Origin of the sequence: Cohnella rhizosphaerae (assembly GCF_029525575.1) — a bacterium.
GTDB lineage: Bacteria > Bacillota > Bacilli > Paenibacillales > Paenibacillaceae > Cohnella > Cohnella rhizosphaerae.
In genome coordinates, this window is the sequence record NZ_JAPDIA010000008.1 from 35,563 (window position 1) to 52,848 (window position 17,286).

Sequence of the window (17,286 nt, forward strand, 5' to 3'; positions counted from 1 at the left end):
CGATGTCGATGTACAAGCTGGTCATCGTGGACGACGAGGAGAAGATCAGGGTCGGGCTCCGGACGATCGTCGATTGGCCGTCGCTCGGCTTCGAGCTGATCGGCGAAGCGGCGAACGGCGCGGATGCGCTGAAGCTGATCGAAGCGTCGGCCGAACGCCCCGACGTCGTATTGACCGATATCCGCATGCCGGTGATGGACGGGATCGGTCTGATCGAACAAGCGAAGGAGCGCGGCTTCGAGCTGCAGTTCGTCATTCTAAGCGGCTTCGATTATTTTCAGTATGCGAAGCGGGCCATCGAACTCGGCGTGTTCGATTATGTCCTCAAGCCGACCAAGCTCCCGGAGCTGAAGGAGAAGTTCGGCAAGCTGAAGCGGAAGCTGGACGAGGAGCGGTCCAATAAGGCCAGACAGCGGGTCAGCTCGAAGCTGCTCCGGGAGAAAGCGATCAAAGACATCGTGTACGGGCATTGCAAGGGAGAGGAGGAGCTGGCGGAAGCGGCTGCGGAAGCCGGCCTGCCGTTTCGCCCCGGAACCTTCCTATACGCGGTCGCGACCGTCAAGCCGCAAGAGGCGAAGGAGCGCAATCTGCCGTTCGGGCTGGAGGAGCGGCTGCTCCGCCAGTTCGACGGCACGCTCGATGCGTTCGTCGCGGCCGATCAGCTGGGACATCTGGTCGTGCTCTGCGTCTGCCCGCTCGAACGGGAAGGGACGCTCCGGCAGGAGCTTGCGGAAGCGGGCAGGCGAACGATCGCGATGCTCGAGCGGGAGGACGTCGTCGCCAATATCGGCATAGGCGAGCCGGTCCGCAGCCTGACGCAGGCGAACGAGTCCTACAAGCAGTCGCTGGTCGCGCTGCAGGCGGTTTTTTTCCGCGGCTATCGGACGGTGCTCCTTTACCGTGCGATGCCGGACGAGCCCATATCCGCCGAATACCCGGCCGAATACGAGAAGAAGCTCATCGCGGCGATCGATTCGGGAAGCAAAAGGGAAGCCGCCGCGGCGGTGGACGACCTGTTCCGCTCGGCGCTGTCCGACGAACGGCTGCTCCCGGCCCAGGTGTACAAGATATGCCTCGAGATGATCATCATTTTGTGCAGACAGTTCCAATCGCAGCACGAAGGCGTATCCGATATTTTCGACGAAAAGCGCCTGCTCTATCTGAACCTCGCGGACTTCGCGACGCTGCATCAGTTGAAGCAGTGGTTCAGGGAGCGCATCGATCTCATGGTCGATCTCATTCTGGACGGCCGAGACCGCCACAACAGCCGGATCGTGAACCATATCAAAAAGCTGATCGAGAAGAGCTACCACGAGCAAATCACGCTGCACGACATCGGCGACTCGCTGTTCATGAATCCGGACTACTTGAGCAGACTGTTCAAAAAAAGCGACGGGTCAGAGCTTTATCGACTACCTGACGAATTACCGGATCGACCAGGCGAAGCGTTTTCTGAAGGACGTCTCGACCAAGAGCTACGAGGTCGGCTTCCGGGTCGGTTATCAGAACCCGAGCTATTTCGCAAAGACGTTCAAGAAGGTAACGGGCAAATCCGTCTCCGAGTATCGCGACGAGGCGCGGGATTGATCCTCTATCGGAAGTGCCCTTCGCATGGTTTGCGGTCACGCGAAGGGCTTTTTTTTCGAACTGTCAAAACGCCCTTTCCGCGCCATCAACTGACGTGACAGCCTCATGGTAGCGGGGCCGGAAAACCGCGCAACTCCCGTAGAAACCACCGCCTTTAGGGAAGTAACCCGGAAAATAGTAAAATGCTATGTCGATAAGCGCCATATGTCACTAACGCCACCTCAGCGACGCTAGGAAAGGTGCCGATAGGCGCAAAATGTCACTAACGCCACCTCAGCGACACTCGGAAAGGCGCCGATAAGTGCAAAATGTCACTAACGCCACCCCAGCGAGGCTCGGAAAGGCGCCGATAAGTGCAAAATGTCACTAACGCCACCTCAGCGACACTCGGAAAGGCCCCGATAAGCGCCATATGTCACTAACGCCACCTCAGCGACGCTCGGAAAGGTGCCGATAAGTGCAAAATGTCACTAACGCCACCTCAGCGACACTCGGAAAGACGCCGATAAGTGCAAAATGTCACTAACGACACCCCAGCGACACTCGGAAAGGCGCCGATAAGTGCAAAATGTCACTAACGCCACCTCAGCGACGCTCGGAAAGGCGCAGATGAGTGCAAAATGTCACTAACGCCACCTCAGCGACACTCGGAAAGGCCCCGATAAGCGCAAAACAGTATTAGCGCCCATCTCCCTATGTCAGCGCGCGAGTATGCAGCCGCACGAGCGCAAAAGCGCCTGCGACTTCGGCGGAAATGGAACAGAAAGGTCGGATCCCGGCCTATCCGCCGGGCGTCGAAGCTGATTCAATGAAGCTGTCTTCACATCAGACCGAAGGGAGAAGGGTTTATGAAAGCTTGGATGAAAGGGATGAGCAGGCTCGTTAGCTTGACGTTGGCGCTCGGTCTTGCCGGACCGCTGCTGCTGGCGATGCCGGACAGAGCGGCAGCGGTGGACAATTACGAGGTCGTGGAGGACTTCCCGGGGCCTTCGCCGTCCGGCTGGACGAGCTCGTCCGGCATCACGTCGATGAGCGCGTCGCCGGTCGCTTACGAGGGGGCTTACAGTCTGGCGCTCGACTTCGCGCTGGACGCGTCGACGACGACGGCTTCGGTATCCAAGACGCTGCCGGGCGTCGATGCGAGCGTCTATAACGGCTTGCAGTTCCGGCTCAAGGGACCGGACGTCGTCGGCAGCTACACGTTTAAGGTGACGACCGCCACCGGGACGTGGCAGACGGCGCCGATGCAGTTCGGCAGCTTCGATTTCACGAGAATCTTCTTGCCCTGGTCGGGCTTTCGCAAAAGCGGCGATCTGTCCGTGGTCGCGACCGCGGCCGATATGAGCTCCGTCTCGCAGATGACCTTCCAGATCGGGCGTCGCTTCGGGGGAGACCGCGCCGTCCGTCTCGGGCACGCTCTACCTGGACGACATCCGCTGGGCCGAAGACCGGGTGGCCGACTTCGAGAACGGCATCTCGGGGTGGACCGCGGACGCCAGCTCGACGCTGTCGCAGAGCACCGGGGCGGGCGAAGTGTTCGAAGGGGCGGCCGCGCTGCGCATCGATACTGACTTCGCCGGGCAGCCGGCCGGTTCGGTATCGACGGCGACCTACGGCTTCGCGACCGAAGCGGACGCGAGCGAATGGAACGGCCTCTCGCTGCTCGTCAAGGGCGACGGCTCCGGCCAGCTTTTCTCGGCCGGGCTGCATACCGGAGCGGGAGCGACCTTTGCCACCAAGCCGTTCGCCCTGGACTTCGAGGGCTGGCGGCGCATCCCGATCTACTGGGGACAATTCTACCAGGGCGCCTTCGTCTCGCCTACGGCGGCGGACCTCGCGGACATCGACCGAGTATCGTTGTCGATCGAGCACGCGGGTGCGACGACCGCATCGACCGTCTACGTCGACTCGGTGCTGTTCACGGACACGCACGACCTGTTCGCGAATCTCGACCTGTCGCAGCCGGCGATGTCGGCCGTACAGGCGGATATCGCCGTCAAGGACTACGAGAGCGCCAAAGCCGACCTGCTCGCTTACATGCAGGCCAGAACGTCCCCCCTCCTATTTTTACAATTGGTCCGATCGTACGTCGATCATGAACGCCTTTAATACCCAGTATCCGAATACGATCGACGCGATCGTCGCTTCGGCCGGGCTGGCCAAAAACAACGACTTTACGTTCGAAGGGGATCACAGGCAGCTCGATCCCGACGGCGACGGCGATATCGTCTGGCAGCAGGGGAACAACGTGTTCACCCAGTATCTGGCGCGCACGGGCTGGTGGCTCGATCTCGGCAAAGCTTACTGGAACAGCACGCTCGGCGTCGCGGACGAATCGTACGCAGCGGCGTTCGTCGCTTCGCTCCGCGACTTTTACCGGGACGCGCCGATGCCGCACACGATCCTGTTCAGCACGTTCAGCAACAGCGATCTGGCCTCGTTTTACGTCCCGGGTGGCAATCTGTGGGGCGGGCTCGATACCGGAATCCGGATGGACAACTGGGTCGGCGCGTATGCGTTCTTCGTGCAGTCTCCGACGTTCACCGCCGAGGACAATTACCTGTTCCTTCAATCGCTGCTCGATCAAGCGGAATACTTGTACGGCTACGAGGGCGCCTATCGCCCGGGGGAACATGCAGATCATCGAATGCTACGGACTGTACGCGGCTTCCGTCATGTTCCCCGAATTCTCGCATGCAGCCGACTGGAACGCCCGTGCCAAAGCATTTCTGCAGGAGCAACTGGACGACGGCGTGCTAAGCGACGGCTTCTTCAAGGAGCTGACGTTCGGCTACCACGAATGGATGATCGAGACGTTTTTCCGCATGAAGTCGCTGGGCGACATCGGCGGCGACCCGTTCTCGCCAGCGATGGACGCGAAGCTGGAGAAAATGTTCGAAGTGGACATGAAAATGATGGACCCGAAGGGCAATACGCCGCCGATCAGCGACAGCCAGCCGTTCAATCGCCGTTCGCTGCTCTCGCTCGGGGCCGCGTTGTACAGCCGGGGCGACTTTAAGTATTTGAGCGACAATAAAATAGGCAGCGCCTACTTCTGGTCGCTCTCGCCCGCGACGCAGGCGAATCTGGCCAACGTGACGGCCACCGTGCCGAGCTTTACGTCGGTCCGGCTGGACGACTCGAAGTACTACGCGATGCGCACGGGCTGGAACGACGGCCACTACTTCGTATTTGACGCGGCGCCATATCTGGCGGGCCACTATCATCGGGACCAGCTGAACATCATTGCCGAATCGAACGGGGAGCCGATGATCGTCGATCCCGGCAAGGGCAATTATTCCGACTGGGAGAATTATCCTTCCTACTTTGTCTACAATGCGCACAATACGGTTTTCATGGACAACTACGTCAATTCGCAGTATCCGACGCCGGTAGAGAAGGCTTGGGAGACCGACGCGATCCACGATTTTGCGGCGGCAAGCGTCGACTACAGCAGCCTGGATACGCCGATCGCCGCCAATCGGGCGCCGTTCGCTTCCGAGCGCAACGTTTATTTTGCCAAGCCGAACTACTGGATCATGAACGACTTGCTGACGCCGACGGACCCCGCGGTCTCGCATACGTATTCGCAGCAATTTCACTTTTCGCCGTCCGCGATCTCGGTGAACGCGACGACCAAGGCGATCGAAGTCAACGACACGATCGACAATTTCGAGGTCAATTCGTTGTCCGCCTATACCAAATCGGCCTACACGACGATCGCGAACGTCGATACGGAGAAGTACGAAGGGCAGCGGGGCTTGAAGGTCGATTACAACCTGTCGCTCGGCAGCAACTGGTTCCGCAAAAACGCGCCGTACAACGCGACCGCCGTCTCGGGCATCTCGCTGTGGATCAAGGGCAACTCCAGCGCGGATGCCGTCAAGCCGTACCTGCTCACCTCGTCGGGCAACTGGATCTACGGCCAGACGCTGTCGCTGAACTACGCGGGCTGGAAGCAATTCATCCTGCCGTGGCGGATGTTCGCGAAGGAGACCGACAGCACGATCGCGATGGGACCGGGTCAGACTTCGGGCATTACGTCGGTCGACTTTCACTTCCAGGGCACCGGTTCCGGCACCGTCTACTTTGACGATATCCGTTTCTACGACTTCTACGATATCGACAACTTCGAATCGCAGCGCATCGCGAACTTCGAAGACGGCAGCCTGAGCGGCTGGACGGGCCGGCTCAGCTCGCCCGCCATCGATACCGCCTCGTTCTATTCGGGAGCGAAGAGCTTGAAGTACACGCTCTCTTTCCCGGCGGGAGGCACCTCAAGCGACTTCGACTACATCCGCAAGACGCAGAGCTACGACGCCTCGAAGACGGGCGGGGTCGTGCTTGCGGTCAAGGGGACGGGCACGCCGATCAACTTCACTTTTTTATATGAGCACGACGAACGGGACTGCCACCAACGTCTGGCGGCTGAAGCAGAGCTATACGATGAATTATTCCGGCTGGCGTCTGTACTACCTGCCCTGGAGCAGCTTCGTCAACGCGAGCAATACGTCGCTGGCGCTCACGTCGGCGGACGTCAAGCAGGTCAACTTCGTCGAGACGCGCTTCATCCGATCGTCTTCGACGGCCTTGAATCCGGTCGTGCAGATCGACGAGCTGGGGTTCTTCGATTACTACCAGGAGAAGGATACGTTCGATATGGGGCTGGACACCTGGTCGGCGGCCGATCCGGCGATGACGCTCTCCCTCGATTCGGCGAACAAGTTCGAAGGGGCGAACGCGCTGAAACTTAGCTTCTCTATGGGCGCCGGCGCGACGAAGTCCGCCGCGCTGAAGACCGGCAGCTATATCGCCACGAACGGGCTGTACGCAGGCGTCTCGCTCCGCGTTAAAGGCAACGGGGACGCGAGCAACAAGCTCCGGCTGCTGCTGAACGGCTACATCTCGCCGGCGATCTCGCTCGCTTCGACGGGGTGGAGCACCGTCTACTTCCCCCTGGAGCGACTTCGCGCTTGAAGCGAACCCGGCCATCGTCATGGGCGAACCGCAGGTCAAGTCGCTCGAGCTGCGGGTGGAGCGCAACGGCGGCAGCGCAGCAGGCACGATCGACGTGGACAACATCGGTTTTGTCGGCAGCATTCATAACAATATGACGATCGTCCCCGCGGATCCGGGCGCCGTCGCTTCGGTCGACGCCTATACCGGCTGGGTGTATTACAACGCCGGCCGGTACGAGAAGGCGCCTTATATCAAAATCGTCAAAACGGCGACGGGCAACGCCTTTTACGATACGATCCTCTATCCGGGCGCCAAGGGGATGTCGCCCAAGGTGACCGTCACCCGGCTCGGCGTCTCCGAGAACGGGACGGCGCTCTCGCCTTCGCAGGCTTCGGGACTTCAAATGACGATTACGGACGGCGGCCATACGTATACCGACACCTATCTGATCGCGCACGACGGCGCGGGGACGACCCGGCAGTACGGGAGCTATACGTATAATGGGTCGAAGGCCTACATCCGCAGCGAAAACGGCGTCGTGACGCAAACGGTGACCGATCCGGGCGCCACGCTGACGCCTTAACGCCCCTGCCGTTGCCTGCGGGCGGCCGACGATAGCGTAGAGCCCCAAACCAGTCCTGGAACCGCGGAAGTCGCTGATCCCTAAGAAGTCTTAAAAGGCAACCAAAGGTCGGATTCGTCGCTTTTGGCTCCGTGGGGGGATTGCCTAAAGTAGAGGTAGGCAATAACCAAGACCAGCATCGAAAGGTGATTAGCGATGAGCAAAATCAGGCTTGGCATTATCGGGTGCGGCGGCATGTCGGATACGCATGCGCTCGGCTTTCATAAGCTGTCCGACCGGATGGAGATCGCGGCGACATGCGACATCGTGCGGGAGCGGGCGGAGAAGGCGGCGGAGCTGTACGGCGCGCCGGTCGCGGTGGAGGACTATCGCGAGCTGACCGAGCTCGTGGACGCCGTCCTCGTCGTGCTGCCGCACGATCTTCACTTCGAAGCGGGCATGTATTTCCTGCAGGCAGGCAAGCATGTGCTCATGGAAAAACCGATGTGCAACACGGAGGCCGAGTGCCTCGAACTGATTCGCGCGTCGGAAGCGGCGAACAAGGTATTGATGACGGCCTATCCGGTCCGTTTCTGGCCGCTGGTCGTCAAGCTGAAGGAACTGATCGACGCTAAGGTTTACGGCGAGCTGTTCCAGCTGTCCATTTGGACGGAGCAGTATACGCATTATCCGGACGGGCACTGGGGCCTGTCGGCCGATCGCCTTGGCGGCGGGCAGTTTTTCAGCCACGGCTGCCACTACATCGATCTCATGCTGTGGTTCATGGGCAAGCCGGTCCGCGGCACGCATCTGGGGACGAACTTCGGCACGCCGTGGATGGAAAAGGAAGGGACGAGCAACGTCGCGATCGCCTTCGAGAACGGCGCGCTCGGCTATCACTTCGGTACGTGGGGAGCGAGAGGAACGCGGCTCGGCTACAGCATTCACGCGCATTGCACGGAAGGCATGCTGGAGGCGCACATCTCGGAGCGCAAGCTGTACGCGCATACGAATATTCGTCCGGAAAACGCCAATATGGAAAACGCTTCGGAAACCGAGCTGCTCATGGAAGACGAATCGGGCGGCAAATTTACGCATTTTGAGATCGAGCATTTTCTGTCATGCATCCAGAACGGAACGAAGCCGCTGACGGACGGGCGTACGAGCCTCGAAGGACTGCGGGTCATCTGGCGGCTGTACGAAGCCGAGCAGGAAGGAAAAGTGGCGGATCTGAGCGGTCTCGGCTTCTAATGCCATTCGCGAAAGGAGGGAACAGCGGTGTCCTACCGGGTTGTATTGATCGGCGGCGGCGCGATCGCCGGACATCATCTGGAAGCGCTGCGGCTGCATCCGGCGTTTAAGGCCGTGGCCGTAGCCGATCTGGCGACGGAACGCGCGGAGGGATGGGCGGCGATCTACGGGCTGCGCGCGTACGGCGATTACCGGGAGATGGTGGAGCGGGAGAAGCCCGACGCGGCGATTATCGTGCTGCCGCACTTCCTCCACCTGGAAGCTGCCGTCTTCTGCGCCGCGCGGGGCTGCCATATGCTGCTGGAAAAGCCGATGGCGCTTAACGTACGCGAATGCGACGAGATCATCGGCGCGTCGATGGCGGGGGGCAGCCGCGTCATGGTCGGCCATACGCAGCACTATCTGGCCATCAATCTCGCGGCGAAGGAAGTGATCGACAGCGGCCGGTTGGGCATGCTCGCCATGATACGCGATACGCGCGACTTCCATTATTTCAGCGATGCGAGGCCGGACTGGTTTTTCGAAAAAGCAAAGGCGGGCGGGGGGGATTCTGGCCAACCTTGGCGCGCATTCCGTCGATAAGATTCAGTGGCTCGGCGGCGGGCGCATCGTCAAGGTCAAGGCCGCCGTCAGTGGCCACGGCACGCGGGGCGACGTGGAGGGCGGCGGCATCGCGTTTTTGGAAAACGAGCACGGCCTGCCCGCGGTGCTGTCGCAATCCGGGTATCCGGGCGCGCCGAAGGACGAGACCGAATTCGTCTTCACGGGTGGCATCCTGAAGCTCAATCCCCGCGAAGGGCTGCGGGTGAGCGACGGCGGCGACTATCGGGAGATCCCGGTGGCGGCGGGCGAGGACGCGTTCAAGCTTCAGCTCGACGATCTGCTCCAATTCATCCGGGACGGCCGCGAACCGGCTTGCTCGATGGCCTACTCGCGCAGCGTCGTCGCCGTCATCGAAGAGATCTACCGCTCCGCGGATACGGGCAAGGAGCGCGAGGTGACGCCGCCCCCCGCGCGCGCGCGGGCCGAAAGGGAACGGATCGGATGAGACGGGGCGAGCGACCGGCCGGCGGACAGTTGTCGCGACTGTCGTAGCGGTTGGGCGCGCGGATTATTTCCGAACCACAATTGATAACATATTCATCACCTCCGGGAGCGAGATTCGCCCGGGGGTTTTTCCGATGGGAGAGAAAGCGATAAAGTCGACAAGTAATGCCCTTCAACGCTTCTTCGGCACGGAATATGCCGCAGTTCCGGCAGGTAATGCTGTACAGCGCCTCATTGTCCCGGAATACGCCACAGACTCGATAAGTAACGCTGTGCAACAGGCGCGACGGCGTCCCATCGCCCCCGCTGGCTTCACTTGCTAACCTTACGATAACGTTAGGCGGCAAGGTAAGCGCGAGAGGCATATGAGAACTGCGGGAGTAAGCGAAGGCAAGCCGAGCGAAGGCAAGCCGAGCGAAGCTACCGGACCCAGATGGACCCAGATGGACTCAGATGACGCTATTTCGTAAAAAACGGTGTAATTGCGATCAAATCGGACTGGAGAGCCGTTATTCGCCCAGATCCAGGAAAAAAAGGTCTTCAACCCCGCAATAAAGGCTCCTGGGTCCGCGAGCGGGCCGCAAAGCGCGATAGGAACAAAAATAAGGGCTCCTCAGTCCGTACGCTGCGCGTCATTGCGCAAACAAAGGCAGCAGGCGGCTTTTCTACTTTTACTTTGACATTGATAATCATTATCAATAAAATAGAAACAAATCATGCGCGTTTTGCCGGAAAGGATGCCGTTGCCGACCATGTATTGCGCTATTCCAATTACGGAACGACAGTATGGATTACGTGCGGGCAAGGGGGGAAATCGCTTATGCAGCCTGAAGGATTAAACTTGTTGGACCAATTGTGGTTTAAGCTCCGTAGCGCAATTCGGATCGTCGACGGGAACGGCAGTCCGGGCTTGCCGCGTTCTGCCGATGCCGCCTGCTACACGCTCCTGGCCGTGACTGAGGGAAGCGGCGCGCTCCAGACCCAGGACAATTCGTTGACGCTCGCCGAGGGGACCGTATATGTCGCCGAGCCTTATGCGCATTGGTCGTTTTTGCCTGACGGGGAGGGGCCGCTTGAACTGTTTATATTCGATTTCGACGTAAAAAGAGACCGGGACTCTGAAAGAATGGCGGACGGCTCTGCCGAAAAGTCGACGTTTCCGCATGCTTGCGAGCCGTTGCGAATTCCGCCCGTATCGCTCAACGCGATGAGCCGCGCCGTATACGGCAGTCTGACGTGCGATAGCGGACTTGAGCGGTTTCGCGGCCAGTTCATGTTCCAGGAGCTGCTGCACCGCGTGATGAGCGAGTGGGCCGCGGAGCGAAGCGACGAGCTTGATCTGGCGCTCGAGCATCTGCGCGCCTACATCGAACAGCGCTACTACGAGCCGCTGACGATCAAACGTCTTGCAGGCTTGTCCAAGATCAGCCCCCGGCATCTGGTGCAAATGTTCAAAGACAAATACGGCGTCACGCCGATGGATTACGTCCGCCGTCTGCGCGCCCAACGCAAAGCCGAGGCAGCCGGCAGCGCGATATCCTGAACGAACTTTAGCCGATTCTTGGCTATTGGGATGAGTGACGGAAGCAGACTTAAACGTTTCTCTTTTTTTGCAAACGTCTTATTCAAATTAAAAGCCAATTACAATAACAATTAGCCTAAATTTTGCGAGTCGAATACGGTACAATAGGGCAAGAATAAACTATCTTGCCTACCGGGATTAGGAGCAAAAATATGACGACGTTGTTGTTGAACGGAAGCTGGGATCTTTCGAACGAGCGCACAGGCGAACGCTATCGGGCGGCGGTGCCCGGATTCGTACAGAAGGACTTGATGGAGCAGGGCGTCCTTGCCAATGAATTCGATACGCTGTTCGAGCCGAAAATCGAGTGGGTGGAATACGACGATTGGACTTACGCCCGTACGTTCTCGTTAGGCGAAGACGAGCTGTCGCGCGATGCGATCGAACTGGTGCTCGAGGGCGTAGACACGTATGCCGAAGTGACGCTTAACGGCAGAACGCTCGGCTCGACCGAAAATATGTTTATCGCTTACCGCTTCGATATCAAGGGGATCGCGCAGGCGGAAAACAAGCTGTCGATCCGCATCGCTTCGCCGACGAAAACGCTCAAGGAGAAGGAAGCCGCGTTCGGCGAGCCTTTGAATCTATGGAACGGCATCCCTGCGCGGCTGTTCGGCCGCAAAGCGCAATACGGCTATGGCTGGGATTGGGGCGCCAGGGTCGTGACGGTCGGCATTCACAAGCCGGTATCGATCGAAGCCTATGACGTTGTCCGTACGGACAGCCTCGGCTATGCGGTCACGCATCTGACGGATCGCAAGGCGATCGTGAACGCGTCGTTCCAATTATCCGCGGCCGGCACGGAAGCCGTAGAAGCCGCGCTTCGCTACCGGATCTTCGACGGCGAGACGGTCGTCGCCGAGCGGACCGAAAGGGTCGGCCTGGAGCCTGGCGTCGGCGCTTACGAAGCGGCGCTCGAGATCGCGCAGCCGAAGCGCTGGTACCCGCTCGGCCATGGCGAACAGGCGCTGTACCGGCTGGAAGCTTCGGTGCTGGACGAGAGCGGGGGAGGCGGTCGCCGCAATGTCCCGCACGGTCGGGCTGCGCGAGATTCGAATCGATATGCCCTACGACAAGCAGGGGCGCAAATTTATCATTCAGGTGAACGGCGTGCCCATTCTTTGCAAGGGCATCAATTGGATCCCGCTGAAGCTGTTTCCGAATCTGGACACCAGGGAAGAATACGAGGTCGAGATCGAACGCATCGCGGCGGCGAATATGAACATGATCCGCTTATGGGGCGGCGGAACATACGAAAACCACGACTTCTTCGACGCCTGCGACCGTCTCGGCGTCATGGTCTGGCAGGACTTTATGTTCGCTTGCGGCGACTATCCCGACGACGACGCGTTCAGCGGGCTCGTGCGCAAGGAAGCCGACTACGTCATCTCGGAGTTCGGCAGCCATCCGAGCATCGTGCTCTGGTGCGGCAACAACGAGAATCAGGTATTCGTCGAGCGCAGCCGCGCCCGCCGCTTGCACGGCTACGGCGAGAAGCTGTACTTCGAGGTGCTGCACGATGCGTGCGCGGCCGACACGCTTCGGCCGTACTGGCCGTCGAGCCCATATTCGCTAACGTTCGACCACACGAAGCTCGAAGGCAACTACGGCGACCTGCACTCCTGGCATGTATGGGGACAGACGCATCCGTACGAGGAGTACCGACAGGTGAACGGCCGTTTTCTATCCGAATTCGGCATGCAGTCCTACCCTTCGAATCTTCTGCTGAACATGGTCGATCCGAGCTGCACGCTGCGCGATCCGAAGCTGGACGCGATGCAGAAGGCGCCGAACGGCATCCAGCGCCTGTTCTACTATACGGTCGGCGATTACAAGCTGCCGGCTGCGAAGGACGAGTTCGTGTACGTCAACCAGCTGCTTCAGGCGAACGCTCTCCGGTTCGGCGTCGAGCACTGGGTATCGCGGATGCCGGATACGTCCGGCGCGCTCATCTGGCAGTGGAGCGATCTGTGGCCGTCCATCAGCTGGGCGCTCGTCGACTACGCCAAGGTGCACAAGCCTTCTTACTTTTATATGAAACGCAGCTTCCAATCGCCCAATGCGTATGCCAAGATCGCGCCGGGTCTCGCCGAGGCAGAGCTGTACCTGATTCACGATCACGGCGACTTCGAAGGACGCATCGTCGTCGAGTTCTACGATCTGGGCACGGACAGCGTCGTGCAGTCCGTCGTGAACGAGGTACAGGGGACAGGTCACCGGTCGACGCTTGTCGGCACGTTCTCCGTGGCAGGGTTCGATCCCGCGCGGACGATCGTCTGCGTGAACCTGTATCAAGGCGAGGGCCTGCTGGCAGCGAATACGTATCTGCTGGGCAAGCCGCATCAGCTTGCGCTGAAGCCTGCGACCGTACGGACGACGCAAGAGACGCTTGAGAACGGAGATACGCGCTTTACGCTGACGACCGATGCGTTCGCCAAGGATGTCGGGCTCGTCGATCTCCCCGGCACGCTTTCGGACAACTACTTCGACCTCCGTGCGGGCGAAACGCGCGAAATCGTCCTGAAAGGCAGACTGCCGGAAGGCGCGGAAATTAAAGTCGCCTGCTTGAATCAAGTGAAGACAATCGATTACGTCTAAAATAGCGGCATACAAAACACAGGCCGATTCGGCCGGTCAGGTCCCGGAGACGTTCCCGCAAGGGAGGCGTCGCCGGGATTTTTTTGGTTTTTAACCGCTTCCGAAGTCCCGTATTCGCCCGAAATGATAACGCGCGGAAAAATTTACATATCCAAAATATAGGCCGCCATCCCGGTTTACAAAACCTGCCTATAATGAGTTACAGATCAATCAAAAGAAGGGTGACTGGGCGCACATGGTGATGAAGAAGGCAATCGCGGCAACGATTCTGGCAGCGGCTTTGGGAACGGCGGCGGCAGGAACGGCAGGCGCAGCGCAAGCGAGCTCGGCGGTCTCCGGCAAGTCGGTCACGGCAAAAACCGCAGCGCTGACGGTCAAGCAATCCGTATTCGTCGTCAACTACAACGAAGCGCAAGTACGCACGGTGCTGTCGAACGGCGAGACGCTGGTCTCGGTACGCGATCTGGTCGCTGCGATCGGCGCGAAGCTGTCGACGGTTAACGGCTATACGACGGTTACGCTGGATTCGCATTCCTTTGCTTTTAAGACGGGGGTCAAGCAAGCATCGGTCGACGGCAGCATCATTAACTTGAATCAAGCGGCGAAAGTGCTGGACGGAACCTCGTTCGTAGCGGTCAAGCCGTTCGTACAAGCGCTTGGCGGCACGATGGCGCTGAAGGACGGCAAGCTCGCGATCAACACGATCAAGCTGCTCGCGGGCGGCGAAAATGCACGCTTCGTTAACGCCGGACAAGCGATCGTCTCCGTCGAGTCGGACACGAAGCGTACGGACTATCTGGTGGACGTCGCGACCGGCAAGTCGGCGGAACTGCTCTCCAGCGAAGGCGGTTCGGACCTGGTCGTTGCGCCGGGCGGCGCCATGGCGGCTTATACGGACGCGGAAGGCGCCGTGTACGCGATCGATCTGGCAAGCAAGCAAACGAAGCAAATCACGGGCGATACGTCGATCAAGACCGAGCTTGCATGGTCCGCCGACGGCTCCGCGATCTACTTCCTGCAAGGCGACAAGGGCTCGGTCATCGCCAAGGTTGACGTAGCGACGGGCACGATCTCGAAAGTCGTGGAAGACAAAGTCGATTACAAGTCCGCGTTGTCCGTCTCGCCGGACGGCAAACGGTTCGCGTACCTGGTCACGACGCCGCCGAAGGCGACCGCCGACGGCACGGATCTGGACAAGGATACGGTTGCCATCGACGCAAGCGGCGAACAGGTACAAGTGAACCTGTTCGACACGACGGCTGAAAAGCCGGCCGCGGTCGCGCTGACCTCGGCGAAGGACGACAAGCTGTTCGTGGTCTCTCCCGACGGCAGCGTGGTGTACTATGTGAGCGTGGCGGACGAAAACGCGAACGCTACGGTCGTATCGGTCGACAAGGACAAGAAGACGGCAACCCTGCTGGCCGAAGGCGACGTGGAAGAACTCGTGCTGTCCGGCGGCAAGCTTTACGCCCTGACGGCAGTGAGCGACGCCCAATCCGCGATCTACGAAATCGATCCGGCGACGGCATCCAAGAAGCTGCTGTACAATGTGCCGGCTTCGGCATCCGGTCTGGCCGTGAACGGCTCGCAAATGATCATCGCGCTTGAAGACGGCCTGTACGTGAACGCGAACGGCACCTGGAAGCCGATCGCACGATAATCTTTTTCAAATACGAGAGGAGCACTTATTCCGATGAAAAAATGGTTCAAACCCGCCGCGCTGATCGCGCTCGCGGTCTCCCTGACGGCCGGCGGCGCATCCGTCGCTTCCGCGGCCAGCTCGCTAAAAGGCAAGATCGTCATCAACGGTTCGTCCGCGCTGCTGCCGCTGACGCTGCAGGCGAAGAGCGAATTCCAGAAGCTGAACCCGAAGGTCAAAATCTCGGCGTCCGCGGTCAGCTCGATCGCCGGTCCTCAATCGGTGCGCAAAGGCATCGCCGACATCGGCGCGGTAGACTGGGATGCATCCGTCGACGTGCCCGGATTCAAGAAGTTCGACGGCCAAGTGGCTAACCCGGTCGCCGTTACCGTATTCGCGGCCGTCGTCAACAAGAACGTAGGCGTCAGCAACCTGACGACCAAACAGCTGCAAGACATTTTCTCCGGCAAGGTGACGAACTGGAAGGACGTCGGCGGCTCGGACGCCAACATCGTCGTCGTCAACCGCAAGTTCGGTTCCGGCACGCGCGTCAACTTCCAAATGAAGGCGCTGGGCGGCCAGGACTTCATGACGAAAGGCGACAACTATAAGGAAACGGGCTCGAGCGGCGACATGAAGACCGCCATCGAGACGACGCCAAACGCAATCGGCTATATCGATCTTCCGTACGTGACCGACAAGATGAAGGCTCTGTCGATCAACGGCGCCGCACCGACGGAGAAGAACGTACTGAACGGCACGTACAAGGTATGGGGCATCGGCTACTTCATGACGAAGGGCCAGCCGACGGGCGCAACCAAGGCGTTCATCGAGTACATTCAGAGCGCCAAGTTCCAGAACGGCTCGCTGAAAAAGCTGAAGTTCATCCCGCTGGCCGCCGTCAAGTAAGCAAGGCCATAACGATCGTATCGCGCCATCGAGCCGGCTGCAGCGTCAAAGCGCTTAAGGCCGGCTTTTTCTTTACGTTTTGACTTGGGAGAGGAGATTCGTCCAATGCTTGAGATGAACGCGCAAAGCCGCGTCATCGCGCCGGCGGAGCTGGGCAACAGCTTGCGCCAGGCCGGCGGCGATCCGCTTGACCGCAGATCCCGGCTTAAGTTTTTCAATTCGACGTTCAAGATCGTCTGCGTATCCGCGGCCGTATTCGTTTGCCTTGTCCTGTTCGGCATTTTGATCCTGATGTTCAGGACGGGCGTCATGACGTTCGAGACGGTTTCGTTTAAAGAATTTTTCTTCTCGACCAACTGGGATCCCGAAAACGGACACTTCGGCGCGCTGCTGTTCATATTCGGCACGTTCGCCTTGACCGCCCTTACGCTTGTGCTCGCCGTGCCGATCGCCGTCCTGATCGCCGTGTTTCTGGCGGAGATCACGCCGGTCTGGCTGCGCGGCACGCTGCGTCCCATCATGGACCTGCTCGTCGGCATTCCGTCCGTCGTCTACGGCTATCTCGGCCTTACGATACTGATCCCGATGCTTCGCGAGCTGACGGGCCGCGACCTGGCCGACGGTCTGCTCGCCGCCGCGATCGTGCTGGCGATCATGGTGCTGCCGACGATCGCCCGCATCAGCGATGACGCGATCTCGGCGGTGCCGAAAAAATACAGGGACGCTTCGTACGCGCTTGGCTCGACGCGCTTTCAGACGATTTTTCGCGTCGTGCTGCCTGCCGCGCGCAGCGGCATCGTCTACGCGGTCATCCTCGGCATGGCGCGCGCGATCGGCGAGACGATGGCCGTCGTCATGGTGATCGGCAACACGCCGCAGCTCGCCGACAGCCTCTTCACGCCGACGGCCGTGCTGACGAGCAACATCGTCATGCAAATCACGAGCGTCGAGTTCGACTCCACCTGGAACTATGCGCTGTATCTGATGGGCTTCCTGCTGCTCGCGATCTCGCTGCTGCTGATCGTCGCGGTCCGTCTGCTCCAGAAGAAGGGAGCGAAGGCCTCGTGAGCGACTCCTCCAAAAACGGCGCGCCGATCGCGCCGGTACCCGGCTCCAATCCGGGAGCCGCGGCCGTTCGCCGCCCGAACGCGT

At 59.9% G+C, this 17,286-nt stretch carries 14 protein-coding genes and 2 pseudogenes; all 16 read left to right on the top strand.

Annotation, left to right across the window (positions count from 1 at the left end; translation table 11 throughout):
* The first annotated feature begins 2 nt into the window (after positions 1-2).
* The 16 genes and pseudogenes from OMP40_RS43165 (at position 3) to pstC (ending at position 17,202) form a co-directional block, all read left to right on the top strand.
* A complete protein-coding gene (locus tag OMP40_RS43165; RefSeq protein ID WP_277535040.1) occupies positions 3-1,685 on the top strand; it encodes a response regulator in 1,683 nt (560 codons plus the stop codon).
* 750 nt (positions 1,686-2,435) lie between these two features.
* Positions 2,436-3,158, top strand: a complete 723-nt coding sequence (locus tag OMP40_RS23360; RefSeq protein ID WP_277535041.1) for a hypothetical protein — start codon at positions 2,436-2,438, stop codon at positions 3,156-3,158.
* The gene (locus OMP40_RS23365) at positions 3,121-3,696 is read left to right on the top strand and encodes a CIA30 family protein (RefSeq protein ID WP_277535043.1); all 576 of its coding nucleotides are present in this window, start codon (positions 3,121-3,123) and stop codon (positions 3,694-3,696) included. The genes OMP40_RS23360 and OMP40_RS23365 overlap by 38 nt, the downstream gene beginning before the upstream one ends.
* Positions 3,683-4,183 (top strand): annotated as a pseudogene (locus OMP40_RS23370) (heparinase II/III family protein); the annotation flags it as partial. The gene OMP40_RS23365 and the pseudogene OMP40_RS23370, both read left to right, overlap by 14 nt.
* A 79-nt stretch (positions 4,184-4,262) precedes the next feature.
* Positions 4,263-6,341 (top strand): heparinase II/III domain-containing protein, encoded by a 2,079-nt coding sequence (locus OMP40_RS23375; RefSeq protein WP_277535044.1) that lies wholly within the window; start codon positions 4,263-4,265, stop codon positions 6,339-6,341.
* Positions 6,283-6,564 (top strand): hypothetical protein, encoded by a 282-nt coding sequence (locus tag OMP40_RS23380; protein WP_277535046.1) that lies wholly within the window; start codon positions 6,283-6,285, stop codon positions 6,562-6,564. The genes OMP40_RS23375 and OMP40_RS23380 overlap by 59 nt, the downstream gene beginning before the upstream one ends.
* A 19-nt stretch (positions 6,565-6,583) precedes the next feature.
* Positions 6,584-7,129: a hypothetical protein gene (locus OMP40_RS23385; RefSeq protein WP_277535048.1), complete on the top strand. Its 546-nt coding sequence runs from the start codon at positions 6,584-6,586 to the stop codon at positions 7,127-7,129.
* Between the two features lie 195 nt (positions 7,130-7,324).
* The gene (locus tag OMP40_RS23390) at positions 7,325-8,359 is read left to right on the top strand and encodes a Gfo/Idh/MocA family protein (protein WP_277535050.1); all 1,035 of its coding nucleotides are present in this window, start codon (positions 7,325-7,327) and stop codon (positions 8,357-8,359) included.
* 27 nt (positions 8,360-8,386) lie between these two features.
* The gene (locus OMP40_RS23395) at positions 8,387-8,941 is read left to right on the top strand and encodes a Gfo/Idh/MocA family protein (protein WP_277535053.1); all 555 of its coding nucleotides are present in this window, start codon (positions 8,387-8,389) and stop codon (positions 8,939-8,941) included.
* Positions 8,859-9,407 (top strand): Gfo/Idh/MocA family protein, encoded by a 549-nt coding sequence (locus tag OMP40_RS23400; RefSeq protein ID WP_420872034.1) that lies wholly within the window; start codon positions 8,859-8,861, stop codon positions 9,405-9,407. Before OMP40_RS23395 ends, OMP40_RS23400 begins: the two co-directional genes overlap by 83 nt.
* An 840-nt stretch (positions 9,408-10,247) precedes the next feature.
* Positions 10,248-10,949 (top strand): helix-turn-helix domain-containing protein, encoded by a 702-nt coding sequence (locus tag OMP40_RS23405; RefSeq protein ID WP_277535057.1) that lies wholly within the window; start codon positions 10,248-10,250, stop codon positions 10,947-10,949.
* Positions 10,950-11,140: 191 nt separating this feature from the next.
* A pseudogene (locus OMP40_RS42185) lies at positions 11,141-11,935 on the top strand (glycosyl hydrolase 2 galactose-binding domain-containing protein); the annotation flags it as partial.
* A gap of 76 nt (positions 11,936-12,011) precedes the next feature.
* On the top strand, positions 12,012-13,586 hold the full coding sequence (locus tag OMP40_RS23415) for a glycoside hydrolase family 2 protein (protein WP_277535061.1): 1,575 nt from the start codon (positions 12,012-12,014) through the stop codon (positions 13,584-13,586).
* A 241-nt stretch (positions 13,587-13,827) separates the two neighbouring features.
* Entirely contained in the window at positions 13,828-15,246 is a 1,419-nt protein-coding gene (locus OMP40_RS23420) for a stalk domain-containing protein (protein WP_277535063.1), read from the top strand.
* Between the two features lie 33 nt (positions 15,247-15,279).
* Positions 15,280-16,134: a phosphate ABC transporter substrate-binding protein gene (locus OMP40_RS23425; protein ID WP_277535066.1), complete on the top strand. Its 855-nt coding sequence runs from the start codon at positions 15,280-15,282 to the stop codon at positions 16,132-16,134.
* A 105-nt stretch (positions 16,135-16,239) separates the two neighbouring features.
* Positions 16,240-17,202 carry a phosphate ABC transporter permease subunit PstC gene (pstC, locus tag OMP40_RS23430; RefSeq protein WP_277535068.1) on the top strand — a complete coding sequence of 321 codons (963 nt, stop codon included), beginning with the start codon at positions 16,240-16,242 and terminating at the stop codon, positions 17,200-17,202.
* The last annotated feature ends 84 nt before the right edge of the window (positions 17,203-17,286 follow it).